Source organism: Saccharothrix longispora (assembly GCF_031455225.1).
Taxonomy (GTDB): domain Bacteria; phylum Actinomycetota; class Actinomycetes; order Mycobacteriales; family Pseudonocardiaceae; genus Actinosynnema; species Actinosynnema longispora.
In genome coordinates, this window is the sequence record NZ_JAVDSG010000001.1 from 4628561 (window position 1) to 4652583 (window position 24023).

Sequence of the window (24023 nt, forward strand, 5' to 3'; positions counted from 1 at the left end):
AGGACCCCTGCGCGGCGTTCACCGGCTCCGACCGGCCGCGCCGTCACGCCGCCAGGGGCTCCCGCTCCACCACGGGCAGGCCGAGCGCCTTCGCGTACAGCGACTCGAACGTGTCCAGCGTCATGCCGATGGCGTGCGCCGCGATCAGCTCCCCCGACGCGGCACCCATCCGCGCCGTCACCGCCGGGTCCGCCGTCACCGCGCGCAGCCGGTCCGCCAGCCCCCGCACGTCGCCCGGCGTGAACAGCCACCCGTTGCGCCCCGGCCGGCACAGGTGCGGCAGCGCCATCGCGTCCGCCACCACCACCGGCTTGCCCGCCGCCATCGCCTCCATCGTCGCCAGGCTCTGCAACTCCGCGATCCCCGGCATGCAGAACACGTCCGCCGCCGCGTACGCGTCCAGCAGCTCCTCCTCCGGGACGAACCCGCGGAAGCGGACCCGGTCGGCGATGCCCAGGTCCCGGGCCAGCAGCTCCCACTCCGCGCGGCACGAGCCGTCACCCACCAGGTCCACCCGCAGGCCCGGCACGAGCGCCGCCGCGCGCAGCAGCTCGTCCACCCGCTTCTCCTCGTCCAGGCGACCCACGAACAGCACCGTCGGCCGGTCCGACGACGCCACCCGCCGCCCCCGGTAGCGTTCGATGTCGATCCCGCACGACACCGGCACCGCCCGCGCCGGGAAACCGTTGTCGTGCAACAACTCCACCGCGCGCGGCGTCGGCGCCGTCACCACGTCCGCCGCGCCGAACACCCGCCCCAGGTCCCGCCACGCCCACCGCGACGCCACCCCCCGCAACCACGCCGGCACCCTGGCGTGGCCGAACAGGTTCTCCGGCATGAAGTGGTTCGTCGCCACCGTCGGGATGCCCGCCGCGACCGCCTGCCGCAGCACGTACCGCCCCACCACGAAGTGCGCCTGCACGTGCACCAGGTCCGGTTCCAACTCCCCCAGCAGCACCTCCACGTCGCGCCGCACCTCCCACGGCAGGCCGATCCGGAACGTGCGGTGGAACGGCGTCCGGTGCGACCTCAACCGGTGCACCGTGATGCCGTCCACGCGCTCCGTGCGGGCCTCCCCCGACGGCGACACGCACACCACGTGCACGTCGTGGCCGCGCCCCGCCAGGCCGGTGGCCAGGCGGTGGGCGAACCGGGCCGCGCCGTTCACGTCAGGCGGGAACGTCTCCGCGGCGATCACGATCCGCAAGGCGCGTCCGTCGTTCACTGTCGTCTCCGATCCGGTGGTGCCTGCTTGGGTGGCGACTGCTTGAGTGGTGCCTGCTCGGGTGGTGACTGCCTGAACTGCGACTGCCTGATCCGGAAATGCCTGATCCGGGACTGCTCGACGAACGGGGAGCGCACGGGGTGCGCGGGCCAGCACCACCACGCCGCCGACGGCGACGAGGGCGCAGGCGAGTTCGGCCAGGGCCACCGCGCCGCTGGTCCGGGTCGCCTCACCCAGCACCCCCGCCCCCAGGCCCACGGCCACGAGCGGGTCCACCACGGTGAGGCAGGCGACCGCCACGTGCGGCGGTCCACTGGCGTAGGCGTGCTGGATGAACCAACCGCCGAGGACGAGGGCGACACCGATGCCCGCCACCGAGAACGCGGTGCTCCACGACACCCCGCCGCGCTGCACGTCCTGCGACACCGCGCGCATGAGCACCGACACGAAGCCGTAGGCCACACCGCCCGCCGCGCCGAACCCCAGCGACCGCGCCACCGGCCCCGACGCCAGGACACCCACCAGCCCCGGCACCGCCACCAGGCCCAACGCCACCAGCGCCGCCCGCAGCTCGGCCTCCGGGGCCACCACCGTGGCCGTCGCGCTGCCCGCCGCCAGGAACACGAACGCCCCGACACCGGCCGTGGTCACCACGACGGCGGGCAGCTCGCGCCGCCGACCGTCCAGCAGCGCCGTCACCCCGATGGCGACCACGCCCACCGGCTGCACCACGCTCAACGGCGCCATCCCCAACGCCGCCGCGTGCACACCGGCCCCCGCGACCAGCAGCACCAGCCCGGACAACCAGCGCGGCCGGCGCAACAGCTCCAGCACCCGCAGCGGCCCCCCACCCGCCCGCACCGCCTCGTGCTGCAACCGCGCCGCGAACGCGAAGAACACCGCGCCCACCACCGCCAGCCCCACGGCCAACCACGTCACGACCGCACCCCCCGGCGCAGCGCCGCGACCGCCAGGAGGAACAGCACGCAGTACAGCAGCGCGAACAGGACCCGCTCGAAAAGACCGACGACCACCGCGCCGGAACCCGGGAACAACACCGCCACGTGGCTCAACATGAATACGACCGACGTGATACCCGCGGCCACCGAAAACCGACGCAGAGCAGTACTCGCGATGAACGTCCGGGAAATCAACCACCCCGCCAGCGGTAACGCCGCGAACATCACCGCCCCCGCGTACCGGTGCACCGCCCCCGAGAACGACGTCGGCGAACCGGACGGGTCCGTCGGGAACACCGTCGCCACCGCCAACCCCGCCGACCACAGCCCCAACAGCACCGCCACCGGCCCCCGCCTGGGCAAACCCGACCGGACCAGCGCCACCAGGAGCGCCGCCGACGCCGCCGCGAGCGACAGCGCCGTCACCGCCAGCAGCCCCGCGCCGTCGTCCACGAAGATGTAATCGCTGATCGTGTGCGTGATCGGGCTCAACTCGCCCACCGACGACACGTGCAGGTAAACAATCGGGAACAACGACAGCACGAGCCCCCCGACAGCCAACGGCACCACCGCCGCCCGCCGGTCCCCCCGGATTTCCGCCATACCGGAATCCTGCTGTCGAAAGGACGCCGGAGGATATCCGGAACACCCCCGAGGAAACCCTGACCCCACCCGGAGGACCATGGTGGGGCTGACCCCACCACCCGCACGGGCCGGCGACGCCCTAGGCTTCCCCGTCGTGAGCCCGCACCCCCAGAGCCCTGCCGTGGAAGTGTCGGGGCTGGTCAAGCGCTACGGCTCCACCCACGCGGTGAACGGGCTCGACCTCGCCCTCCGCACCGGCACCGTCCTCGCCCTCCTCGGCCCCAACGGCGCAGGCAAGACCACCACCGTCGAGGTGTGCGAGGGCTTCCGCAAGGCCGACGCCGGCACCGTCCGCGTCCTCGGCCTCGACCCCGCCCGCGACGGCGACCGCCTGCGCCCCCGCATCGGCGTCATGCCGCAGGGCGGCGGCGGCTACCCCGGCATCCGCGCCGACGAGATGCTGCGCCTCGTCGCCACCTGCGCCGCCGACCCGCTCGACCCCGACTGGCTGCTCGACGTCCTCGGCCTCACCGGCGCCGTCCGCACCCCCTACAAGCGGCTCTCCGGCGGCCAGCAGCAACGCCTCTCCCTCGCCTGCGCCCTCGTCGGCCGCCCCGAACTCGTGTTCCTCGACGAACCCACCGCCGGCATGGACCCCCAGGCCCGCCACCTCGTCTGGGACCTCGTCTGCGCCCTGCGCGACGACGGCGTCAGCGTCCTGCTCACCACCCACCTCATGGACGAGGCCGAAACCCTCGCCGACCACGTCGTCATCGTCGACGGCGGCCGCGTCGTCGCCCAGGGCAGCCCCACCGACCTCACCTCCCACCACGCCGACGACCAGCAACTGCGCTTCCGCGCCCGCCCCGGCCTCGAACTCACGCTGCTGCACGACGCCCTCCCCGAGGGCATGAAGGTGCGCGAGGCCAACCGCGGCTCCTACCTCGTCGAGGGCCGCATCACCCCGCAGGTCGTCTCGACCGTCACCTCGTGGTGCGCCCAGCAGGGCGTCCTCGCCGAGGAGCTGACCGTGGCCAAGCGGAGCCTCGAAGACGTGTTCCTGGAGCTGACCGGCAGGGAGCTGCGCCCGTGACCCACCCCCGCTTCACCCCCGGCACCTTCACCCCCGCGCCCGGCCGCGGCCGGCTCGGCCGCATGCTCCTCGCCCAGGCCCGCACCGAAACCCTGCTCACCCTGCGCAACGGCGAGCAGATCCTGCTCACCGTCCTCATCCCCGTCGCACTGCTCATCGCCATGACCCTCATGACGATCATCCCCGCGCCCGACCCGCGCGTCGCCACCTCCACCGCGCGCGTCCTCGCCCTCGCCGTCATCTCCTCGGCGTTCACCGGCCAGGCCATCGCCCTCGGCTTCGACCGCCGCTACGGCGTCATCAAGCGCCTCGCCGCCACCGCCCTGCCCCGCTGGCTCCTCGTCGCCGGCCGCGTCACCGCCGCCCTCGCCGTCGTCGCCGTCCAGGTCGCCGTCATCACGGTCGTCGCCCTCCTGCTCGGCTGGGACCCCCCGCCCGCCGGCGGCCTGCTGTGGACCGTCGCGCTCCTCGTGCTCGGCACCCTGTCCTTCGGCGCCCTCGGCGTCCTCCTCGGCGGCGCGCTGCGCGCCGAGATCGTCCTCGCCCTGGCCAACATCGTCTGGTTCGTGCTGCTGCTCATCGGCGGCGTCGCCCTCGGCGTCGAAGACCTCCCCGGCCCCCTCGCCACCGTCGTCGACCTGCTGCCCTCCGCCGCGCTCGCCGAAGCCCTCACCACCACCGTCGTCGACGGCGCCGCCCCCGGCGCCGGGCCCGTCGCCGTCCTGCTCGCCTGGGGCCTCGCCGCCGGCGCCCTCGCCACCCGCACCACCAGGGTCGACTGACCCCGCCCGGCACCCCTCAGGAACCGGTACCTACCATCGGGACGTGTCCGTCCCACCCTGGTTCACCCGCTTCCTCGGCACGTTCCAGCGCGCCTTCGCCATCGCCGTGGTCATCGCCCAGGGCGGCATCGCGGTCACCGGCTCGATCGTGCGGGTGACCGGGTCGGGCCTCGGCTGCCCCACCTGGCCCCAGTGCTTCGAGGGCAGCATGGTGCCCGTCGAGCACCCCGAGGTCGCCTCCCTGCACCAGTGGGTCGAGTTCGGCAACCGCACCCTCACCGGCGTCGTCGGCGTCATCGCCGCCCTCTGCGTCCTCGCCGCCTGGTTCAACCGGCCCCGCCGGCGCCGCGTCGTCACGCTCGCGCTCATCCAGTTCGGCGGCGTCGTCCTCCAGGCCGTCGTCGGCGGCCTCACCGTGCTCACCGGCCTGCTCTGGTGGACCGTCAGCGTCCACTTCCTGATCTCGATGGCACTCGTCTGGTTCGCCGTGCTGCTCGTCGCCGCGCTCCGCGAGGGCGACGAACCCGCCCGCCCCCTCGTGCCCAGGCCCCTGATGGCGCTCCAGGTCGTGCAGGCCGCCGTCCTCGGCCTCCTGCTCCTCGCCGGCACCTTCGTCACCGCCGCGGGCCCCCACGCGGGCGACGCGGCCACCCCCCGCCTCGACGCCCCCGTCGACACCCTCGCCCAACTCCACGCCGACCTGCTGTTCCTGTTCCTCGGCATGCTCGTCGCGCTCGGCTTCGCCCTGCGCGGCCACCCCGTGCCCCGCCGCCCCTACCGGCTGCTCGTCGCCGTCGTGCTCGCCCAGGGCGTGCTCGGCATGGTCCAGTACTGGACGGGCGTGCCCGAGGTGCTGGTCTCACTGCACGTGCTGGGCGCGGGCGCGGTGGTCGTCGCCACCGCCGCCCTGTGGACCTCGACCCGCGAACGGGCTCACTTCGTCGACGACGGCCTGCGCTCCCACACGGCGGGCAGCTCCGTCGCCAGCCACGCGTAGAGGTCGTCCACGGCACGCAGCCGCATCGCCCGCTCCGGGTCGCCGCTCATCAACCGCATGCCCGACTCGGTCAGCTCGCGCACGCTGATCAGCGCGTCCAGCTTCGTCTGCACCAGGTCGGCCCAGCGCTTCTCGTTGATGCGGTACTGCGACGCCTGCCGACCGCGGCGCGTGCGCTTCGTCACGAGACCGGCGTTGACCAGGAACTTCATGTTCGTGCTGATCGAACCGCTGCTCGCCTCCAGCTCCTGGGAGAGCTCGGCGGCGGTCCGCTCGGTCGGCTGGCACACCAGCAGGTAGCCGAGGATGCGCCCGCCGATCAGCGGGATGCCCTCCTTCTCGAAGTGCGCCGCGAACCGCTCGATCCACGCGGACAGCCGGGTTTCCCGTCCCACGCTCATGCGTCCCCCTCAGCTCCGGTCGACCGTCTTCTTCGGTAGACACTGAAGCCATAGTAGGTCGCATCCCTGATCTTCTCGCGAGGCGCGCCGGGGTTCAGAGCCGGCGCAGGCCCGCGAGCACGCGCTCCATCAGCCCGAGGTCGGGTTCCGCGCTGTCGCCGGAACCGGTCCGGTGCACGTCGATCAGGCCCCGCTCGGCCATGTCGCCGAGCAGGACCTTCGCCACCCCCAGCGGCAGCCGCAGCAGCGCCGCGACCTCCGCCACCGACCGCGGTCCCGCCACGAGCGAGATCACCTCGTGGTACTCGGCCTTCAGCCCACCCGGGTACTCCCAGTCGACCGCGGACACCAGCGTCTCGACCTCCAGCTGGTACGACGAGGTGGTGCGGCCACCGGTCCACGAGTAGGCGCGGACGATCGACGCCGCCTCCTCGCGGGGGTAGTCGAAGTCGTCGTCCTCGTCGTCGAACACCGGGCGGTGCGGCCTGGTGTCCCCCGTCGCCCCGGCCGGTGGCCGCTCCGGCGCGGCCTTGTCCGACCTGCGCCGGCGCGAGTCGAAGCTGAACCCGTTGAGCAGGTCGGCGAACGCCTGCTCGTTCGGTGGCTCCCGGTCGCTCATGACCACCTCACGCGGAAGGGCGGGCCATCATCCGCTTCGCGCCGTGGAGCTGAGCGCGCAGCTCTGGGGTGAGGAGCTGGCCGACCTGCTCGACGACGACCGTCATCTCGTAGGCGACCTGACCCACGTCGGCGTCCGGCGCGGCCAGCACCGCGAGGCACGAGCCGTCCCGGATCGACATCAGCAGCATGATCCCGTACTGCATCTCGATCACCGAGCGCAGCACCGCGCCGCCGTCGAAGCAGCGCGACGCCGACTCGGTGAGGCTCGCCACGCCGGCCGCGATGGCCGCCAACTGGTCCGCCCGGTCGTTCGGCAGCCCGTTCGACGCGGTGAGCAGCAGGCCGTCCACCGAGATCACCACGGCGTGGGCCACCCCCGGCACGCGCTCGGCGAAGTTGCCCACCAGCCAGCCGAACTGGTCGACCTGCCGCGACTTCTGCGTGCTCATCCACTCTCCTGCCCAGCTCGGTTCTCACCGGATTCCCGCTCACCCTGCCGCACGCCGGTCTGGTAGCTGGCGAGGAAACCGCGTGTCGCCTGCGGGTCCCTCCGTACGGGTGCCACCACATCGGGTGCACCCGACCGTTCCGACACGAGGTTGGTGCGGGGCCGCCTCTTCGGCAGCTCCGACGGGTTCTCGTCCACGGGCGCCTTCCCGCGCTCGTGGGTGTCCGCGGCGCGGTGCCGCGCGGGTTCCGCGGGGCTCGACGGCGCCCTGGTGCCGCCGAACCAGACCGACCCGGCGCGCCCGGGGCCGTCACCGGCGGGCGTGGTCGGGGTCGGCGCGTCGGGGGTGGTGGTGCCGCGGAACGGCGCCCAGCCGTCCTCCCGCAGCGGCACGACGGGCGGCAGGACGGGCTGCGGCGGGAGGGGCTGCGACAGCGACGGCGCACCCGGCCGCGACGGCAGGTCCACCGCCGCGCCGTCGGGTGGTCCGGCGTGCGACGCCACCCGGTGCGCACCCGGCACGGGCAGCCGGCCCGGACCCGGTCGGCCCACCACCGGCAGGGGACCGGACGGCGGTCCACCCGCCTGGGGCTGTGCCAGCCGCTGCGCCACCGGACCGCCGACCTGGGCGGGCACCGGGCGCGCGGGCGCCGAGGACACGGCGCGGACCAGCTCGGCGGGCAGCGCCACGACGGCGCGCAGGCCGTCGCCCTGCTCGCGCAGCACGACCTCGATGCCGTGCCGCCCGGCGAGCCTGCCGACCACGTACAGGCCGAGCTGGCGGGACACCGGCAGCTCGCCGGACTCGTCCTCGGCGGCGAGCGCGATCCGGCGGTTGGCCTGTGCCAGGTCCTCCTCCGCCATGCCGACGCCCAGGTCGACCACGTCGACCAGCACACCCCCGCCGGGGCGCGGCCGGCCGCCCACCACGACCTGGGTGCGCGGCGGCGAGAACGTGGTCGCGTTGTCCAGCAGCTCGGCGACCAGCCGGACCAGGTCGCCCGCGGCGTAGCCGACGACCTCGACGGACGGCGTGGTCTGCACGACGACCCGCTGGTACTGCTCGATCTCGGACGCGGCGGCGCGCAGCACGTCGCCCAGCGGCACCGGGCGGGTGAAGCGGCGGGCCACGTCGCTGCCGGAGAGCACCATCAGGTTCTCGTTGTTGCGGCGCATCCGGGTGGCGAGGTTGTCCAGCTTGAACAGGTTCGCCAGCTGCTCGGGGTTCTCCTCCTGGCGCTCCAGCTCCTCCATGAGCCGGAGCTGCCGCTCCACGAGGCCCTGGCTGCGTCGGGACAGGTTGGTGAACGCGTTGCGCATGCCGGTGCGCAGGGCGGCCTGCTCGGCCGCGGAGCTGACCGCCTGCCGGTGCACCGCGTCGAACGCGCGCGCCAGCTGGCCCAGCTCCTCCCGGGTGTGCACGGGCACGGGCTCGACGGTGACGTCGTGGGCGCTGTTCTCGCGCAGCTGCGCGACCAGCGCGGGCAGGCGGTGCTCGGCGACGTCCAGCGCGGCGGTGCGCAGGGCGCGCAGCGAGCGCAGCAGGTAGCTGCCGACCACGAAGCCGATGGCCGCGGCGGTGAACAGGGACGCCAGCAGGATCACCGAGGCCGCTCCGGCCAGGTCGGACGTGGAGTCCTGGAGGCGGGACGCGGTGGTGTCCAGCCGCGCCTCCAGGCCGCGCATCACGATGCCGAGCTGCTTGAGCGTGCCCTGCGAGCCGCTGTTCCACTCGTCGACGTCGACGTCGCGGACCGCGGCCGGGTTGGCGCGCACGTCCTGGAGGACGCGGTTGCGCACGTCGACGTCGGGGCCGGAGACGGCGGCGCGGTAGTCGGCCTGCTGCTCGGGGGTGGCGACCGCGGAGAAGTCGGCCAGCTTGTCCTGCTGGCGGGTCCAGGACTGCTCCAGCGAGGTGCGCTCGGTGTCGAGCAGGGAGCCGCGGCCGGCGCCCGCGAGGACGACGGCGTGCTGCCAGGACACCTGCTCGCCCGCCATGGCGAGGTTGTGCAGGGCGGTGGCCGTGCCGGACAGGGCGGGGTCGCCGAAGTCGCCGACCATGGCCTGGTCGAAGTCCATCAGGGCGCGCAGCACCACGCTGTAGCCGCCGATGCCGCCGGAGAGGTCGACGCTGCCCGCGAGCACCCGGTCGCGCAGCTGCGGCAGGCCGTCGAGCTGCACGACCACGTCCCGGTACCGGGCGGCGGTGACCTCGCCGAGCGTGCTGGTGCGCCCCATCAGGTTCTTCACGCCCGCGGCCGCCGTGTCGGTGGCGCGGGTCAGGTCGCGGTAGTCCCGGGCGTCGACGCCGCCGTCGTCCGCGCGGCGGGCGGCGAGGGCGCGTTCGGCCTGGACGCCCTCGATCAGCGGGTCGAGGCCGGCGCGCAGCGTGACGAGGCGCTGCATCGCGGAGTAGTTGTCCGCGCTCGTGACGTAACCGCGGATCTGCACGAGGCCCGCGCCGACGGCGACGAGGACCGGCACCGCCAGCACGGCGGCGAGCTTGACCGGCAGACGCCAATTCCGCCAGTCCGCGACGGCTCTCCACCACTGCCCGCGCGCGTTGTTGTCGCCAGTCACCAGACAAGCCCCGGAAAGTCCGTAGTTGTTTCACAGTCGAACGACGCCGCAACCTTTTCGGCGCGAACGGGCGGATGTTGCTGCGCGATAGTAGGTGGTGGACAGGCGGGGGACAACGACCTTGCGGTAGGTCCTCATCCGATCGGCGGAGCGTGACCGTCGGAAGTTTTCCGGTTAACCACGCAAGCGGGGGGCCGCTGCCGGCCAGGGGCGGCGGTCGTGTCCAGGTCGGCGGGGGCGTTGACTAGCCGGCCGGCGCGGTTACGCTGAGCGCTCGCCGGCTGCCGGAGCACCCCGTTGCGCGGCGTGCACAATTCCCGTGGAGGATTGATGACGAAGGCGATCCTGCCTCCGACGGATTCGCGACACGCCCGCGGCGGGCGCGGCTTCGCCACTTTCGACGAACCGCCGCCGCCGTTGTTGGTCGACGAAGCGGGAGAACCGGACTTCGTCGCCCTCCGCGACAGCGCCGATTTCCAGGAGCTGCGCCGACGCACGATGATCTTCGTTCTGCCCGCGACGTGCGGATTCCTGCTCTGGTACCTCGGGTACGTGTCGCTGTCGGCGTGGGCGCCGGACTTCATGGGCACGCCGGTGCTCGGGGTGATCAACGTGGGCCTGCTGTTCGGCCTGCTCCAGTTCGTCACGACGATCGCGCTGACCCTGGCGTACGCCCGCTACGCGCGGCGCAGGCTGGACCCGCAGGTGGCCGCGGTCCGCTCGCTCACCACGGAGGACCGCGCCTGATGGGCGGCAACACCGCGATCAACCTCGGCGTCTTCGGCGTCTTCGTGCTGATCACCCTGTTCATCGTGTACCGCGCGGGCAGCCGCAACTCGACGGCGGCGGACTACTACGCCGCGGGGTCGAGCTTCACCGGCCCGCAGAACGGCATCGCGCTGTCCGGCGACTTCCTGTCCGCCGCGTCGTTCCTCGGCATCTCCGGCAGCATCGCGGTCAACGGCTACGACGGGTTCCTGTACTCCATCGGCTGGGTCGTGTCCTGGCTGATGGGCCTGATGATCATCTCGGAGCGGCTGCGCAACACCGGCCGGTTCACCCTCGGCGACGTGCTGGCGTTCCGGATGCGGCAGCGGCCCGTGCGCGCGGCGGCGGCGAACGTGACGCTGGTGATCTCGCTGTTCTACATGATCGCGCAGATGGCGGGCGCGGGCGCGCTGATGGCGCTGCTGCTGGACGTGCACACCAAGGGCGGCCAGGCGGTCGTCATCGCCGTGGTGGGCATCGTCATGGTGCTGTACGTGCTGCTGGGCGGCATGAAGGGCACCACGTGGGTGCAGATCATCAAGGCCGTCTTCCTGATCCTGTGCGTGACCCTGATGACGGTGTTCCTGCTCGGCAAGTTCGGGTTCAGCCTGTCGGCGATCCTGGAGACCGCGTCGCGCAACACCCCGCTCGGGCCGGAGGTGCTGGAGCCCGGAGCCCGGTACGGCGGCACCACGCTGAGCCGGCTGGACTTCCTGTCCCTGGCGCTGGCGCTCGTGCTGGGCACCGCGTCGCTGCCGCACGTGCTGATGCGCTTCTACACCGTGCCGAACGCCCGCGAGGCGCGCCGCTCGGTGGTGTGGGCGACGTGGATGATGGCGATCTTCTACCTGTGCACGCTGGTCATCGGCTTCGGCGCGCTGGCGCTGGTGGGCGCCGAGGACATCAGGTCCGCGCCGGGCGGTGAGAACTCCGCCGCGCCGCTGCTGGCCTACGAGGTCGGCGGCGCGGTGCTGCTGGGCGTCGTCAGCGCCGTGGCGTTCGCGACGATCCTGGCGGTGGTGGCGGGGCTGACGCTGACGGCGTCGGCGTCGTTCGCGCACGACGTGTACGCCAACGTGATCAAGCACGGCCAGGCCGACCCGCGCTCGGAGGTCCGCGTCGCCCGCCTGACCGCGGTGGTCGTGGGCGTGCTCGCGATCGCCGGCGGCATCGCGGCCAACGGGCAGAACGTCGCGTTCCTGGTGGCGCTGGCGTTCGCGCTGGCCGCGTCGGCGAACCTGTCGACGATCATCTACTCGATGTTCTGGAAGCGGTTCAACACGCCGGGCACCCTGTGGGCGGTCTACGGCGGGCTCGGCTCGTGCGTCGTGCTGATCGCCTTCTCCCCCGCGGTGTCGGGCACGAAGACGTCGATCTTCCCGGACGTCGACTTCGCCTGGTTCCCGCTCGGCAACCCGGGCCTGGTCTCGATCCCGTTCTCGTTCCTGTGCGGCTACCTGGGCACGGTCCTGTCGAAGGAGAAGTCCGACCCGGTCAAGCAGGCCGAGATGGAAGTCCGCTCCCTGACCGGCATCGGCTCCGGCCTCCGCCCCTGACCTCGCGAGTCGTACGTTCACGCCGGGCGAGTCGTACGTTCACGCCGGGCGAGTCGTACGTTCACGACCCCCGAGTTCGACATCCAGGCCCGAGTGGTTGACGGCGGAGCCTGAACGTGCAACTCAGGGGGCGTGAACCCACGACTCGCCCGGGCGGGGGTTACGACTCGCGGGAGAGGGCGGTTCGGACGGCGGAGGCGAAGCGGAGCGGGGCGGTGGGGTCGTTCTGGCGGAAGCCCAGTGAGGGTTCGACCAGTTCCAGCTCCATCAGCACCGGGGAGCCGGTCGCGTCGGGGACCAGGTCCACGCGGGCGTAGAGCAACTCGTGGCGGGGCACGGAGAGCAGGGCCGACGCGGCGTCCAGGACGTCCTCGGCCACGCGGCGCTGGGCCGGGGTGGGGGTGGCGCCGGAGAGGCGTTCCAGGACGTAGAGGCCGGACTCGTCGTACTCGGCGTCCGGGGTGAGCATCGCGCCCTTGGCGAAGGCGTGCGAGTACTGGCCGCCCAGGAACACCACGGCGGTCTCGCCCAGGGAGTCCACCCGGGACTGGTACGGCTGCACGAGCGCCGGGCCGTCGAGGGACGCCAGGTGCCGCGCCGCCGTCCCGTGGTCGCCCGCCGCCACGCGCAGCACGCCCCGGGAGCCCGCGCCGACCGCGGGCTTGACGACGAACTCGCCGTCGGGCCAGTCGGTGAACCCGGGGGTGGCCAACGCGGTCGGCACGATCGGGACGCCGGCCCGCGCGAGGTCCACCAGGTACGCCTTGTCCGTGTTCCACCGCACGACGGACGCCGGGTTCACCAGGCGGGGCTGCTCGTCGCACCACGCCAGGAACTCGGGCAGCCGCTCGGGGTAGTCCCAGGTGGACCGCAGCACGACGAGGTCCGCGTCGAGCGGCGTGCCCCACTCGGCCCACGCCGCGTGCACGCCGACGTCGGCGAGGGCGTCGATCAGCGCCGCGTCGTCGCCGTCGCCCTCCGGCAGGGACGCGCAGGTGGCGAAGAGGACCTTCACCGGCCGGCCATCTTCCGCCGGTGGGCCGGACCGATCTTCACCGCGGCCGTGGTCTCGCGGTCCCACTCGTGCTTCTCCACGTCGGCCGCCGCCTCGACGACGGCCTCGGCGGTCGCCACGTCCGGCAGCACGACGTCGCCCATCGCGCCGTCGTCGCCCACGAGCACGATCCGCGCGCCGGCGCGGCCGACGTTCTCCACGACGGCGCGGACGGGCTTGCCGTGCGCGGCCACGAAAGCGGACGCGGTCTTCACACCGCGCTCGACCTTCCCGGGGTCGACCTTCTTGCCCTCGCCCTTGTCCTCAGCACCCTTGTCCTCAGCCACCCGCCCAGACTAGAACCTGTCGGTAACTTCCGTGCCGTGAGCGGCCTCACCGGGCCTGGGACGAACGTCAACGGGCAAAGCCGAACGGGCACCGCGCCGCCGCCCGAACCGGCTGACCTGCGGGTAACTTGCGTGGTCGTGACCGAAACCACGAGCCTCGACCAGTTGGTCGCGCAGTTCCTGACCTGGCACTTCGACCACAACCCGGGGGTCGCCGCGATGCTCGGCTCCCCGGCCCACGACCACACCCTCGGCGACTTCGGCGCCGCCGCGTTCGCCCGGCGGGACCGCGAGGCCGGCGCCTGGCTCGACCGGTTCGCCGCGGTGCGGACCGACGACCTGGAGGGCTCGGTGGACCGGGACCTCGTGATCTCGGTGCTGCGCGGACTGCGGGCGAGGGCGTCCTGGCCGGAGTGGCGGCGCGACCCGTCGGCCTACACCGGCGCCGTGCTGTTCCCGCTGTTCACGGCGTTCCTGCACCGGTTGCGGCCGGAGCCGGAGCTGGTGGCGAGCGTGGTCGGGCGCCTCGCCGAGGTGCCCTCGGTGCTGGCCGCGTGCCGTGCGAACCTGGACCCGGGGCTGGCGTCGGCGAAGATCGTGCGCCGGGGCGCGGCGCAGGCCAGGACGGGCCGGGCGTTCCTCACCGGCACGCTGCCCGCCGAGGTGTCCGACCCGGCGCTGCGGGCGGAGCTGGCGGAGGCCGCCGAACCGGCCGCGCGCGCGTTCGACGAGCTGGCCGCGTTCCTCGACGAGTTCGAGACCCGGGCGGCCGGCGACTGGCGGATGGGCGAGGAGCTGTACTCGCGGCTGCTGGTCGACCAGGAGGTGCTGGGCTACGGGGCGGCCGAGCTGCACGAGCGCGGCAGGGCGGCGTACGCGGAGCTGGAAGCGGAGATGCGCGAGCTGGCGGGCCAGGACGACTGGCACGCGGTGATGCTGTCCCTCCAGGACGACTACCCGCCGACGCCGGAGGACATGCGCGCCGAGTACGAGGCGGAGACGCGGCGGGCGCGCGAGTTCCTGGCCGAGCACGGCCTGGTGACGCTGCCCGAGGGCGAGGACTGCCGGGTGGTGCCGTCGCCGACGTTCCAGCGGCCGGTGCTGTCGGTCGCCTCGTACATGTCGCCGCCGCCGCTGACCGACCGGCGGACGGGGCACTTCTTCGTGCCGTTCCCGCCGGACGGGTTCACCGCCGAGCAGACCGCGCAGCGGCTGCGCACGAACTCGCGGGCGCAGATGGCCTCGATCGCGGTGCACGAGGCGTACCCGGGCCACCACTGGCACCTGTCGTGGCTGGCCGCGCAGGACCGGCCGGTGCGCAAGGTGTTCCGCACGCCGTACTTCACCGAGGGCTGGGCCCTGTACGCGGAGAAGCTGCTGCGCGAGCACGGCTACTTCACCACGCGCGAGAAGGAGCTGGCGCACGTCGAGGCGCGGCTGTTCCGGGCGGCCCGGATGATCGTGGACACGGCCCTGCACTGCGGCGACATGGGCGTCGAGGAGGCCGAGCACTTCATGACGACGAAGGCGTCGCTGACGCCCGGCACGGCCGCGGGCGAGGTGACGCGGTACTGCGCGTGGCCGACGCAGGCCCCGTCCTACCTGACGGGAGCGCTGGAGATCGACCGCATCCGCGGGGAATACACGGGCTCGCTGCGCGACTTCCACGACACGTTGGCCGGTTCCGGCGCGCTGCCGCTGGGGCTGGCGCGCCGAGTCGTGCTCGGCGGGTGACGGATCGGGACAGGCACGGAGGAGCGGTTATGGCCAAGGCTGTGGTGGTGCGCGCGACCGGTGGCCCGGAAGCGCTGGAGTTCACCGACGTGGAGGCGAAGTCACCCGGTGCGGGCGAGCTGCTGGTGGACGTGGCGGCCGCCGGGGTGAACTTCATCGACTGCTACCACCGCGAGGGCCGCTACCCGCTGCCGCTGCCGCTGCCGTTCGGCATCGGCCTGGAGGGCACCGGTCGGGTGAGCGCGGTCGGCCCGGACGTGTCCGGGTTCGCGGTGGGTGACCGGGTGGCCTGGGCGCAGGCCCTGGGCAGCTACGCCGAGCAGGCCGTCGTGCCCGCCGCGGGCGCGGTGCCGGTGCCCGACGGGGTGGACGACGACACGGCGGGCGCGCTGCTGCTCCAGGGGCTCACCGCGCACTACCTGGTCACGTCCACCTACCCCGTCCAGCGGGGCGACGTGGTGCTCGTGCACGCCGCCGCGGGCGGGGTGGGGCTGCTGCTCGTGCAGCTGGCGAAGGCACGCGGCGCGCGGGTGATCGGCACGGTGTCCACGCCGGAGAAGGAGGCGCTGGCGCGCGGCGCGGGCGCCGACGAGGTGATCCGGTACGACGAGGTCGCGGACTTCGCGCCGGTGGTGCGGGAGCTGACCGGCGGGGTGGGCGTGGCGGCGGTGTACGACGGGGTCGGCCGGACCACGTTCGACGGCAGCCTGGCGAGCCTGCGGCCGCGGGGCGTGCTGGCGCTGTTCGGCGGGGCCGGCGGCGCGGTGCCGCCGTTCGACCCGCAGCGGCTCAACGAGGCGGGTTCGGTGTTCCTGACCCGGCCGTCGCTGGGCGCGCACGTGGCGACGCGCGAGGAGCTGGAGTGGCGCGCGGGCGAGCTGTTCGCCGCCGTCGCGGACGGGTCGCTGCGGGTGCGGGTCGGCGGGCGTTACCCGCTGGCCGAGGCGCGGCGGGCGCACGAGGACCTGGAGGGCCGCCGCACGACGGGCAAGCTGCTGCTCGTGCCCTGAGCGCGGGCGTCCGGGGCAGGGGTCCCGGGAGCGGCGAGGGGGTCCCGCACGTCGGCGGGGCCCCCTCGCGCGCGGTGGTCCGGGATCAGCCCTCGACCTTGACGGCGTCCACGACGAAGATCAGCGTCTCGCCGGGCTGGATGTCGCCCTGGCCGTTGGGGTAGCCCTTGTCCGAGGGGACGACGAGCAGGCGCCGGCCGCCCTCCTTCAGGCCGATGAGGCCCTCGTTCCAGCCCTGGATGACACTGGCCTGGCCGATGTCGGCCAGCTCGAACGGCTGACCGTCGTCCCAGGACGCCTCGCGGGTGCGCTGGTCGCGGAACGTGGCCAGCACGTAGTGCAGCGACGCGGTGGAGCCCTGCTTGATCTCCGGGCCGGTGCCCTCGGTGATGTCCTCGACGAGCAACCCGTCCTGCGGGGCGCAGCCGGTGGGGACGGTGATGGCCGGCTTCTCGCCGGGCGCGCCGGTCACCACGTACTGGGCGACCTCGCACGGCGGGCCGCTGGGCTCGGGCAGGTCGGCCTCGCTCGCCCTGGTCGGGTCGGCCTGCTGCTGGGCCGTGGCGCTCGGGGTGTTGGTCAGGGTGGACGGCCGGTCGCTCGCCGTGCACGCGGTCAGCGCCAGACCGGCGGACAACAGGGAGACGATGGCGAGGGCCGTACGGCCGACAGTACGCATGGTTGCCGATGTTATGGGTCGACCCCGGACGACCCACGGCAGGCCCCACCAGCAGGCCCAACGCCGGTCACCGTGCGCTGTCGTCGATCTACGAAATTATCCGCAAATGTGCCACTAATTACCGCTTCCGTCGTTGCCTACGCGCGCGTACAGTAACTGCGCGCACTTGATCGGATACCGAGAGCATTCGGCCGTTCAGGTGGGAGCCAAGGAGGTGACATCGTGTCCGCGGAGCCGCGGGGCGTCCGCAGCAACCTGTTACAGGAATTGTTCTGGACCCGTACGGGCTTGCTCCTGCTGACCCTCGTCGTGACTTCCGGCATCTGCCTGACCATTTCCAGCGCGATGGATCAAGGTGTGGCGCGGACGCTCGTCACCGCGCTGGGCACCGGCACCATGGTGTCCGCGGTGGTCGGGTTCGGGCAGACGCTCATCACCAGCTCCGCGACGCAGCGCGCCCTCGTGGCGCCGGTCGTCGAGGAGAGCCGGAAGGCGCTGCGCGAGCTGACCGCCGAGTACCGCGCGCTCGACCGCGAGTTCTTCCCCAGCCACGTGTTCGAGCCGACGGCGACGCCCGACCCGGCGTTCAACCAGGTCATGATGCAGGACCTGGAACGGACCCGGCTGTACGTGTTCCGCGGCTTCGCGGGTCGCTACGCGGCCTGCCGGCTGCTGCTGTCGCAGACGGAGTGCGAGCTCAAGGCCGTCCTGGCCGATCCACGGGACGGCGACGCGATCAGCGGGCGCGCCCGCTACCTGCTGCGGCACGAGGGCGCGGACGGCGACTACGACACGATCGTGGCCCGGTTGCGCGAGCAGATCCACGTCGGCCTGGTCGGCCTGTTCCTGGCCCGCGGGCGCTGCTCGAACATCGACCTGACGATCGTGTCGGACCCGCCGCTGGACCGGCTGGAGCTGTTCGACGACAGCGCCTGGCTGACCCTGTACAGCAACACCAGCGCGGGCGTGGTGCGCCTCTACCCGCGCACGTTGCGGTTCACCGAGGGGTCGTTCGTCTACGGGATGGAACGCACCGAGTTCCTGCGCATCAGCAATTCCAAGGCAGGGCTCCACATCTCCATCACCCCGGGCACCAGTCGGTTCGACTTCCTCGCCCTGTTCGAGAAGATCACCGGGACTCCGCTCACCGACGACGGGTTCCGAGGACTGGAGGAGAAGTTCCACCAGTTCCGCAGAGAATTCTCCGCCTCCGCTCAGTTGGGGAGCTGATAAGTCGTGCCGACCGAGTCCACCGGGTTCTCCGCCCTCGCGGAGCTCGCCATGCTCATCTCCGTGGCCGACCCCCCTGTCGCCGACCACTGGGGACACGTCGAGAGGCGTTTCCGGGAGTGGGCGGGCCGACCCGGGCTGCGGGAGGGGTTGCGCGGGCACCTGCGCGCCCTCTCACCGCAGGACGAGATGCGCGTGGTGGCCAGATCGCGCGAGACCACGACCCACTTCGCGTGGTGCCTGCGCGACGAGCCGGCCGAGCCCTTCACGTTCTGGCTGCACGAGTACAAGCCGCAGTGCGACTGGCGGCCGGGCTACGCCGACTCGATCCACAACCACCGCTACCACTTCTGCACCACCATCCTGCAAGGCTCCTACCTGCACGAGCGCTTCGACGCCGAGGTGGCCCACGGCGACCGGGCGATCCTGTCGACCACGCTGCTGCGCAGCGCCGAGGCGGTGGAGGGCAACTCGGGCACGATGCTCGCGCACGAGTTCCACCGCATCCCGAAGGCCGCCGACGACACCATGACGTTCCTGGTCAAGTCGCGCGCGGTGCGCCCGTGGAGCCTCAGCTACGACCCGGACACCCGCACGAGCCACCGCCACGTGCCGGTCGAGTCGAGGTTGGAGGTGCTGACGCAGAGTCTTTAGGCCCCATCGCGGCCCCTGCGCGCGCGCTTACCATCGGCCCACCCGACACGGGAGGGCCCGATGAGCACTGCCACGACGAACGGCGCCGCGAACGGCACCGCGACGAACGGCGCCGCGACGGTCGCGACGAGGTCGATCACCGAGGTCGAGCGCGAGGTGTGGCGCCTGTGCCACGACCTGGCCGCCCGCCTCCAGTTCCACGGCTGGCACCACGTCAGCTTCGTGCGCGACAAGGCGGTCCACTTCGCCCTGCGCAACGGCTCCGACGTCGCGCTGGTCGAGGTGGCCGCCCTGGTCCACGACGTGAACTACATGGTCCGGCGCAACTCGCTGCCCGTGGACGGGCGCAGCCTGCGCCTGGACATCCTGGCCCGCGCGGGCGTCCCGGACGACGTCGCGGCGCGCGTCGACGAGGTGGTCGAGGAGGCCGAGATGCGCACCCGGCACCGCGACATCTCACCGGAGGCGCAGGCGCTGTCCGACGCGGACACCCTGTTCAAGGCCCTGCCGGTGACGCCGGTGGTGCTGGCCCCCAAGTACCTGGAGGAGAACGGGATCACGTTGCGCGAACTGGCGCACAAGATCGTCGGCGAGCAGCGGAACAAGCATGACGCGGGGTACTACTTCTACGACCCGGAGGCGGCGGCGACCTACTCCCGGTGGGCGACGGCCAACCTGGAGCTGTGGTCGTGCATCGTGGAGTCGCTGGACGACCCGACGGTGAACGACCTGCTCACGGCCGTGTCCTGAGGCGTCGGTCGTCGGTCGCCCGCAGGTCGGTGGTGCGCTCCGCCTCGTCGACGGTCCCGATCGCCTCGACGAGGTCGTGCGGCACCGGCCTGCGCCCCTCTTCGGATCGACGGGACGCGGGGGTCGACACGGGCACGGAGCGTGACCGTAATCGATGCGGTTACCGCGCCGGTGTGATCCGGAGGATCAGAACGGCCAGCCGAGGACCGGCAGGCCCACCACCGCGTCCACGGCGAGGCCGCAGAACACGAGCATCAGGTACAGGTTCGACAGGTGGAAGAACTTCATCGTGTTCGTCGACCCGCCGCGCCGCACGACGCCGTGCAGGCGGTGCGCGAACACCGCGAACCACACGCCCGAGGCGGCGGCGACCGCGAGGTAGATCCACGACGTCACCGGAGCCAGCAGCAGGGTGCACACGACCGTGATCCAGGAGTAGATGACGATCTGCCGGGTCACCTGCTGCGCCGTCGCCACCACCGGCAGCATCGGCACGCCCGCCCGCGCGTAGTCCTCCTTGAACTTCATCGCGAGCGCCCACGTGTGCGGGGGCGTCCAGAAGAAGATCACGCCGAACATCACCAGCGCGGGCCACGCCACGGTGCCGGTCACCGCCGACCAGCCGATGATCACCGGCATGCAGCCGGCCATGCCGCCCCAGATGATGTTCTGCGAGGTCCGGCGCTTGAGCACCAGGGTGTAGACGAAGATGTAGAACAGGATCGTGGCCACCGCGAACACGGCGGACATCAGGTTCGTGGTCAACCACAGGAACCCGAACGACACGACGCCGAGCACGATGCCGAAGACCAGCGCGTTGCGCGGCGGGATCGAGTCCTTCGCCAGCGGCCGGGCGCTGGTGCGCTTCATCACCGAGTCGATGTCGGCGTCCACGTAGCAGTTGAGCGCGTTCGCCGAACCCGCCGCCAGGGTGCCGCCGGCCAGGGTGCAGGCGATCAACCACAGCGGCGGCAGGCCGCGCTCGGCCAGCAGCATCGCCGGGATCGTGGTGATCAGCAGCAGTTCGATCACCCGGGGCTTGGTCAGCGCCACGTACGCACCGACGACCTGTCGGGGCGACCGCGCCGGGGCCTCGGTGACGGCACTCATGACAGGGCGCTCCTCGTCGGGTCCGGGGGAATGAGCAGATCGTAACCGCGTGTTGGAGACGAAGCCCGTTCGGGTAGTCCCTGAACGCACCAACCACGCTTGTGCGTACACCCACAGAGCGTGAGTCGCACGAGCGTCCGCTGTCCGGACTAGGCTGGCCGGTGGACCTTGGGAACCGCGGATCGGGCCTGACGGACACGATTAAGTTCACCGCCAGCCGTCAACCGCCGCCTACTGAGTTTGGAGCTGGAAGTCAGTGTCCGTCACCGATGACATCGCCCGGTTGACCGAAGCCCGCCTGCCCGACGACTGGACCGACCTGGACCGCCGTGCGGTGGACACCGCGCGCGTGCTGGCGGCGGACGCCGTGCAGAAGGTCGGCAACGGCCACCCCGGCACCGCCATGAGCCTCGCGCCGCTGGCGTACACCCTGTTCCAGCGGGTGATGCGGCACGACCCGGCCGACCCCGACTGGATCGGCCGCGACCGGTTCGTGCTCAGCGCGGGCCACTCCAGCCTGACCCTCTACATCCAGCTGTACCTGAACGGGTACGGCCTGGAGCTGGACGACCTCAAGGCGCTGCGCACCTGGGGCTCGAAGACCCCGGGCCACCCCGAGCACCGGCACACGCCCGGCGTGGAGATCACCACCGGCCCGCTCGGCCAGGGCCTGGCCTCCGCGGTCGGCATGGCGATGGGCGCCCGCCGCGAGCGCGGCCTGTTCGACCCGGACGCCCCCGTCGGCCGCAGCCCGTTCGACCACGACATCTTCGTGATCGCCTCCGACGGCGACATCGAGGAGGGCGTGACCAGCGAGGCGTCGTCCCTGGCGGGCACGCAGAAGCTCGGCAACCTCACGGTGATCTACGACGACAACAAGATCTCCATCGAGGACGACACGACGATCGCGCTGTCCGAGGACACCGCGAAGCGCTACGAGGCGTACGGCTGGCACGTGCAGGTCGTCGAGGGCGGCGAGAACGTCGCCGGCATCCTCGAAGCCCTGGAGAACGCGAAGGCCGAGACCGAGCGCCCGTCGTTCATCCTGCTGCGCACCATCATCGGCTACCCGGCGCCGAACAAGCAGAACACCGGCGCGGCGCACGGCGCGGCCCTGGGCGCGGACGAGGTCGCCGAGGTCAAGCGCATCCTCGGCTTCGACCCGGAGCAGACCTTCGAGGTCTCCGACGAGGTCATCCGGCACACCCGCGCGGTGATCGAGCGCGGCGAGCGGGCCAAGGCCGAGTGGCAGGGGTCGTTCGACGCGTGGGCGGAGAAGAACCCGGAGCGCAAGGCGCTGCTGGACCGCCTGATCGGCCGGAGCCTGCCCGAGGGCTGGACCGACGCGCTGCCGTCGTGGGACCCGGACCCCAAGGGCGTGGCGACGCGCAAGGCGTCCGGCGAGGTGCTGAACTCGCTCAAGGACGTGCTGCCGGAGCTGTGGGGCGGCTCGGCCGACCTGGCGGAGTCGAACAACACCACCATGAAGGGCGTCGACTCGTTCGGCCCCGAGGGCATCTCCACCAAGATGTGGAACGCCAACCCGTACGGCCGCACGCTGCACTTCGGCGTCCGCGAGCACGCCATGGGCTCGATCCTCAACGGCATCGCGCTGCACGGCCCGACCCGCCCGTACGGCGGCACGTTCCTGGTGTTCAGCGACTACATGCGCCCGGCGGTCCGGCTGGCCGCGCTGATGAAGTCCCCCGTCGTCTACGTGTGGACGCACGACTCCATCGGCCTCGGCGAGGACGGCCCCACCCACCAGCCGGTCGAGCACCTGGCCGCGCTGCGCGCCATCCCCGGCCTGACCGTGCTGCGCCCCGGTGACGCGAACGAGACGGCCGCCGCCTGGCGCGCCACGATCGAGAACCCCGAGGGCCCCAAGGGCATCGCGCTGACCCGGCAGAACCTGCCGGTGCTCGCGGGCACCAAGGAGAAGGCCACCGAGGGCGTCGCGCGCGGCGGCTACGTGCTGGCCGGCGAGGGCGACCCGGAGCTGGTGCTGATCGCCACCGGCTCGGAGCTGCAGATCGCCGTCGAGGCGCGCGAGGTGCTGGAGGCCGAGGGCGTCGCGACCCGCGTGGTGTCCATGCCGAGCGTCGAGTGGTTCGACGCGCAGGACGAGGCGTACCGCGAGAGCGTGCTGCCGCCGTCGGTGAAGGCGCGCGTCGTCGTCGAGGCGGGCATCGCCCAGCCGTGGCACCGCTTCGCGGGCGACGCGGGCGAGATCGTCTCCATCGAGCACTTCGGCGCCTCCGCCGACTACCAGACGCTGTTCCGCGAGTTCGGCTTCACGACCGAGAACGTCGTCGCCGCGGCGCGCCGGTCGCTGGCCCGGACCAAGTAGAGACTTCAGGGAGTTGACGAGATGAGCAACAGCAATCCGCTGGCCGAGCTCAGCGCCGCGGGCGTGTCGATCTGGCTGGACGACCTGTCCCGCGAGCGGCTGAGCACCGGCAACCTGGCGAGCCTGATCGCGGAGAAGAACGTGGTCGGCGTGACCACGAACCCGACGATCTTCGCCGCCGCGCTGTCCGACGGCGCGGCCTACGACGAGCAGGTCCGCGAGCTGGCCGCCCGCGGCGCGGACGTCCACGCCACCGTGCGCGAGGTCACCACGACCGACGTGCGCCACGCGTGCGACCTGTTCCGCGACACCTACGACGCCACCGACGGCGTCGACGGCCGCGTGTCCATCGAGGTGGACCCGCGCCTGGCCAAGGACAGCGAGCGCACCGCCGCCGAGGCGCTCGACCTGTGGAAGACCGTCGACCGGCCGAACCTGATGGTGAAGATCCCGGCCACGATCGAGGGCCTGCCCGCGATCACCCGCACCCTCGCCGAGGGCGTGAGCGTGAACGTGACGCTGATCTTCTCCGTCGAGCGCTACCGCAAGGTGATGGAGGCGTTCCTCACCGGCCTGGAGCAGGCCAAGGCCAACGGCCACGACCTGCGCACCATCCACTCGGTCGCGTCGTTCTTCGTGTCCCGCGTGGACAGCGAGATCGACAAGCGGCTCGACGCGATCGACAGCCCGAAGGCGAAGGAGCTGCGCGGCAAGGCCGCCATCGCCAACGCCGTGCTGGCCCACGCCGCCTACCAGGAGACCTTCACGGGTGAGCGCTGGGAGGCCCTGGCGGCCGACGGCGCCCGCGCGCAGCGTCCACTGTGGGCGTCCACCGGCGTGAAGGACCCGAACTACTCGGACACCCGGTACGTCGACCAGCTGGTCGTGCCGAACGTGGTCAACACGATGCCCGAGAAGACCCTGCACGCGGTCGCCGACCACGGCAGGATCGAGGGCGACACCGTGACCGGGCGGGCCGACCAGGCGCAGCAGGTCTTCGACGAGCTGGTCGAGGTCGGCATCGACCTCGACGACGTGTTCGTCACGCTGGAGACCGAGGGCGTCGACAAGTTCGAGAAGTCCTGGGCGGAGCTGCTCGACACGGTGACCGGACAGCTGGACCAGGCCAAGGGCTGAGGACGAGGACAAC

23 protein-coding genes are annotated in these 24023 nt (G+C 72.3%); 12 read left to right on the forward strand and 11 right to left on the reverse strand.

Annotation, left to right across the window (positions count from 1 at the left end; translation table 11 throughout):
* Positions 1-43: 43 nt before the first annotated feature.
* On the reverse strand, positions 44-2164 hold the full coding sequence (locus J2S66_RS18675; protein ID WP_310308439.1) for a glycosyltransferase: 2121 nt from the start codon (positions 2162-2164) through the stop codon (positions 44-46).
* Positions 2161-2787 carry a DUF998 domain-containing protein gene (locus J2S66_RS18680; protein WP_310308440.1) on the reverse strand — a complete coding sequence of 209 codons (627 nt, stop codon included), beginning with the start codon at positions 2785-2787 and terminating at the stop codon, positions 2161-2163. The genes J2S66_RS18675 and J2S66_RS18680 overlap by 4 nt, the downstream gene beginning before the upstream one ends.
* A gap of 163 nt (positions 2788-2950) precedes the next feature.
* On the opposite strand from J2S66_RS18680, the gene J2S66_RS18685 reads away from it, so the two are divergent.
* The 3 genes from J2S66_RS18685 (at position 2951) to J2S66_RS18695 (ending at position 5641) form a co-directional block, all read left to right on the forward strand.
* Complete coding sequence (locus J2S66_RS18685) at positions 2951-3862, forward strand: ABC transporter ATP-binding protein (protein WP_310314887.1); 912 nt, start codon at positions 2951-2953, stop codon at positions 3860-3862.
* A gap of 62 nt (positions 3863-3924) precedes the next feature.
* Complete coding sequence (locus tag J2S66_RS18690) at positions 3925-4644, forward strand: ABC transporter permease (RefSeq protein ID WP_310314890.1); 720 nt, start codon at positions 3925-3927, stop codon at positions 4642-4644.
* A gap of 43 nt (positions 4645-4687) precedes the next feature.
* A complete protein-coding gene (locus J2S66_RS18695) occupies positions 4688-5641 on the forward strand; it encodes a COX15/CtaA family protein (RefSeq protein ID WP_310308442.1) in 954 nt (317 codons plus the stop codon).
* Here the strand turns inward: J2S66_RS18695 and J2S66_RS18700 are convergent.
* From J2S66_RS18700 to J2S66_RS18715, 4 genes are all read right to left on the reverse strand, one after another.
* A complete protein-coding gene (locus J2S66_RS18700) occupies positions 5578-6042 on the reverse strand; it encodes a GbsR/MarR family transcriptional regulator (RefSeq protein ID WP_306749140.1) in 465 nt (154 codons plus the stop codon). The two genes, J2S66_RS18695 and J2S66_RS18700, sit on opposite strands and share 64 nt — an antisense overlap.
* 94 nt (positions 6043-6136) lie before the next feature.
* Positions 6137-6661 (reverse strand): DUF742 domain-containing protein, encoded by a 525-nt coding sequence (locus J2S66_RS18705; RefSeq protein WP_310308443.1) that lies wholly within the window; start codon positions 6659-6661, stop codon positions 6137-6139.
* 7 nt (positions 6662-6668) lie between these two features.
* Entirely contained in the window at positions 6669-7112 is a 444-nt protein-coding gene (locus J2S66_RS18710; protein ID WP_310308444.1) for a roadblock/LC7 domain-containing protein, read from the reverse strand.
* Positions 7109-9691 carry a nitrate- and nitrite sensing domain-containing protein gene (locus tag J2S66_RS18715; protein ID WP_310308445.1) on the reverse strand — a complete coding sequence of 861 codons (2583 nt, stop codon included), beginning with the start codon at positions 9689-9691 and terminating at the stop codon, positions 7109-7111. The genes J2S66_RS18710 and J2S66_RS18715 overlap by 4 nt, the downstream gene beginning before the upstream one ends.
* 330 nt (positions 9692-10021) lie before the next feature.
* On the opposite strand from J2S66_RS18715, the gene J2S66_RS18720 reads away from it, so the two are divergent.
* On the forward strand, positions 10022-10438 hold the full coding sequence (locus J2S66_RS18720; protein WP_310308447.1) for a DUF485 domain-containing protein: 417 nt from the start codon (positions 10022-10024) through the stop codon (positions 10436-10438).
* Positions 10438-12015 (forward strand): monocarboxylic acid transporter, encoded by a 1578-nt coding sequence (locus tag J2S66_RS18725; protein ID WP_310308448.1) that lies wholly within the window; start codon positions 10438-10440, stop codon positions 12013-12015. The genes J2S66_RS18720 and J2S66_RS18725 overlap by 1 nt, the downstream gene beginning before the upstream one ends.
* A 160-nt stretch (positions 12016-12175) precedes the next feature.
* Here the strand turns inward: J2S66_RS18725 and J2S66_RS18730 are convergent, their stop codons facing one another.
* Together J2S66_RS18730 and J2S66_RS18735 are read right to left on the reverse strand one after the other, a co-directional pair.
* Complete coding sequence (locus J2S66_RS18730) at positions 12176-13030, reverse strand: ATP-grasp domain-containing protein (protein ID WP_310308449.1); 855 nt, start codon at positions 13028-13030, stop codon at positions 12176-12178.
* Positions 13027-13284: a hypothetical protein gene (locus J2S66_RS18735; RefSeq protein WP_306749427.1), complete on the reverse strand. Its 258-nt coding sequence runs from the start codon at positions 13282-13284 to the stop codon at positions 13027-13029. Before J2S66_RS18735 ends, J2S66_RS18730 begins: the two co-directional genes overlap by 4 nt.
* Before the next feature lie 210 nt (positions 13285-13494).
* On the opposite strand from J2S66_RS18735, the gene J2S66_RS18740 reads away from it, so the two are divergent.
* Positions 13495-15090, forward strand: coding sequence for a DUF885 domain-containing protein (locus J2S66_RS18740; protein ID WP_310308450.1), 1596 nt, complete (start codon positions 13495-13497; stop codon positions 15088-15090).
* A gap of 29 nt (positions 15091-15119) precedes the next feature.
* On the forward strand, positions 15120-16100 hold the full coding sequence (locus tag J2S66_RS18745; RefSeq protein ID WP_310308451.1) for a quinone oxidoreductase family protein: 981 nt from the start codon (positions 15120-15122) through the stop codon (positions 16098-16100).
* An 85-nt stretch (positions 16101-16185) separates the two neighbouring features.
* On the opposite strand, the gene J2S66_RS18750 is transcribed toward J2S66_RS18745, so the two are convergent.
* A complete protein-coding gene (locus J2S66_RS18750) occupies positions 16186-16779 on the reverse strand; it encodes an FKBP-type peptidyl-prolyl cis-trans isomerase (RefSeq protein ID WP_310308452.1) in 594 nt (197 codons plus the stop codon).
* Between the two features lie 288 nt (positions 16780-17067).
* On the opposite strand from J2S66_RS18750, the gene J2S66_RS18755 reads away from it, so the two are divergent.
* Genes J2S66_RS18755 through J2S66_RS18765 form a run of 3 tightly spaced genes read left to right on the forward strand, consistent with a single transcriptional unit; the run spans position 17068 to position 19413 of the window.
* Positions 17068-18009, forward strand: a complete 942-nt coding sequence (locus J2S66_RS18755) for a hypothetical protein (protein ID WP_310308453.1) — start codon at positions 17068-17070, stop codon at positions 18007-18009.
* Between the two features lie 51 nt (positions 18010-18060).
* Positions 18061-18663: a hypothetical protein gene (locus tag J2S66_RS18760; RefSeq protein WP_310314894.1), complete on the forward strand. Its 603-nt coding sequence runs from the start codon at positions 18061-18063 to the stop codon at positions 18661-18663.
* A gap of 60 nt (positions 18664-18723) precedes the next feature.
* Positions 18724-19413, forward strand: a complete 690-nt coding sequence (locus J2S66_RS18765; RefSeq protein ID WP_310308454.1) for an HD domain-containing protein — start codon at positions 18724-18726, stop codon at positions 19411-19413.
* Here the strand turns inward: J2S66_RS18765 and J2S66_RS18770 are convergent.
* Together J2S66_RS18770 and J2S66_RS18775 are read right to left on the reverse strand one after the other, a co-directional pair.
* Entirely contained in the window at positions 19397-19549 is a 153-nt protein-coding gene (locus J2S66_RS18770; protein WP_310308455.1) for a hypothetical protein, read from the reverse strand. The genes J2S66_RS18765 and J2S66_RS18770 overlap by 17 nt on opposite strands.
* Positions 19550-19599: 50 nt before the next feature.
* Entirely contained in the window at positions 19600-20523 is a 924-nt protein-coding gene (locus J2S66_RS18775) for a heme o synthase (protein ID WP_306749156.1), read from the reverse strand.
* A gap of 256 nt (positions 20524-20779) precedes the next feature.
* Here J2S66_RS18775 and tkt point away from each other — a divergent pair, with 256 nt between their 5' ends.
* Both tkt and tal read left to right on the forward strand, forming a co-directional pair.
* Positions 20780-22873: a transketolase gene (gene tkt / locus J2S66_RS18780; protein WP_310308457.1), complete on the forward strand. Its 2094-nt coding sequence runs from the start codon at positions 20780-20782 to the stop codon at positions 22871-22873.
* Positions 22874-22894: 21 nt separating this feature from the next.
* Entirely contained in the window at positions 22895-24010 is a 1116-nt protein-coding gene (tal, locus tag J2S66_RS18785) for a transaldolase (RefSeq protein WP_310308459.1), read from the forward strand.
* The last annotated feature ends 13 nt before the right edge of the window (positions 24011-24023 follow it).

Coding starts and splice junctions, on each gene's coding strand:
- J2S66_RS18745 (WP_310308451.1), top strand. CDS start 15,120: ATGGCCAAGGCTGTGGTGGTGCGCGCGACCGGTGGCCCGGAAGCGCTG.
- J2S66_RS18690 (WP_310314890.1), top strand. CDS start 3,925: ATGCTCCTCGCCCAGGCCCGCACCGAAACCCTGCTCACCCTGCGCAAC.
- J2S66_RS18760 (WP_310314894.1), top strand. CDS start 18,061: ATGCTCATCTCCGTGGCCGACCCCCCTGTCGCCGACCACTGGGGACAC.
- J2S66_RS18700 (WP_306749140.1), bottom strand. CDS start 6,042: ATGAGCGTGGGACGGGAAACCCGGCTGTCCGCGTGGATCGAGCGGTTC.
- J2S66_RS18775 (WP_306749156.1), bottom strand. CDS start 20,523: ATGAGTGCCGTCACCGAGGCCCCGGCGCGGTCGCCCCGACAGGTCGTC.
- J2S66_RS18750 (WP_310308452.1), bottom strand. CDS start 16,779: ATGCGTACTGTCGGCCGTACGGCCCTCGCCATCGTCTCCCTGTTGTCC.
- J2S66_RS18680 (WP_310308440.1), bottom strand. CDS start 2,787: ATGGCGGAAATCCGGGGGGACCGGCGGGCGGCGGTGGTGCCGTTGGCT.
- J2S66_RS18705 (WP_310308443.1), bottom strand. CDS start 6,661: ATGAGCGACCGGGAGCCACCGAACGAGCAGGCGTTCGCCGACCTGCTC.
- tal (WP_310308459.1), top strand. CDS start 22,895: ATGAGCAACAGCAATCCGCTGGCCGAGCTCAGCGCCGCGGGCGTGTCG.
- J2S66_RS18720 (WP_310308447.1), top strand. CDS start 10,022: ATGACGAAGGCGATCCTGCCTCCGACGGATTCGCGACACGCCCGCGGC.
- J2S66_RS18710 (WP_310308444.1), bottom strand. CDS start 7,112: ATGAGCACGCAGAAGTCGCGGCAGGTCGACCAGTTCGGCTGGCTGGTG.
- J2S66_RS18725 (WP_310308448.1), top strand. CDS start 10,438: ATGGGCGGCAACACCGCGATCAACCTCGGCGTCTTCGGCGTCTTCGTG.
- J2S66_RS18765 (WP_310308454.1), top strand. CDS start 18,724: ATGAGCACTGCCACGACGAACGGCGCCGCGAACGGCACCGCGACGAAC.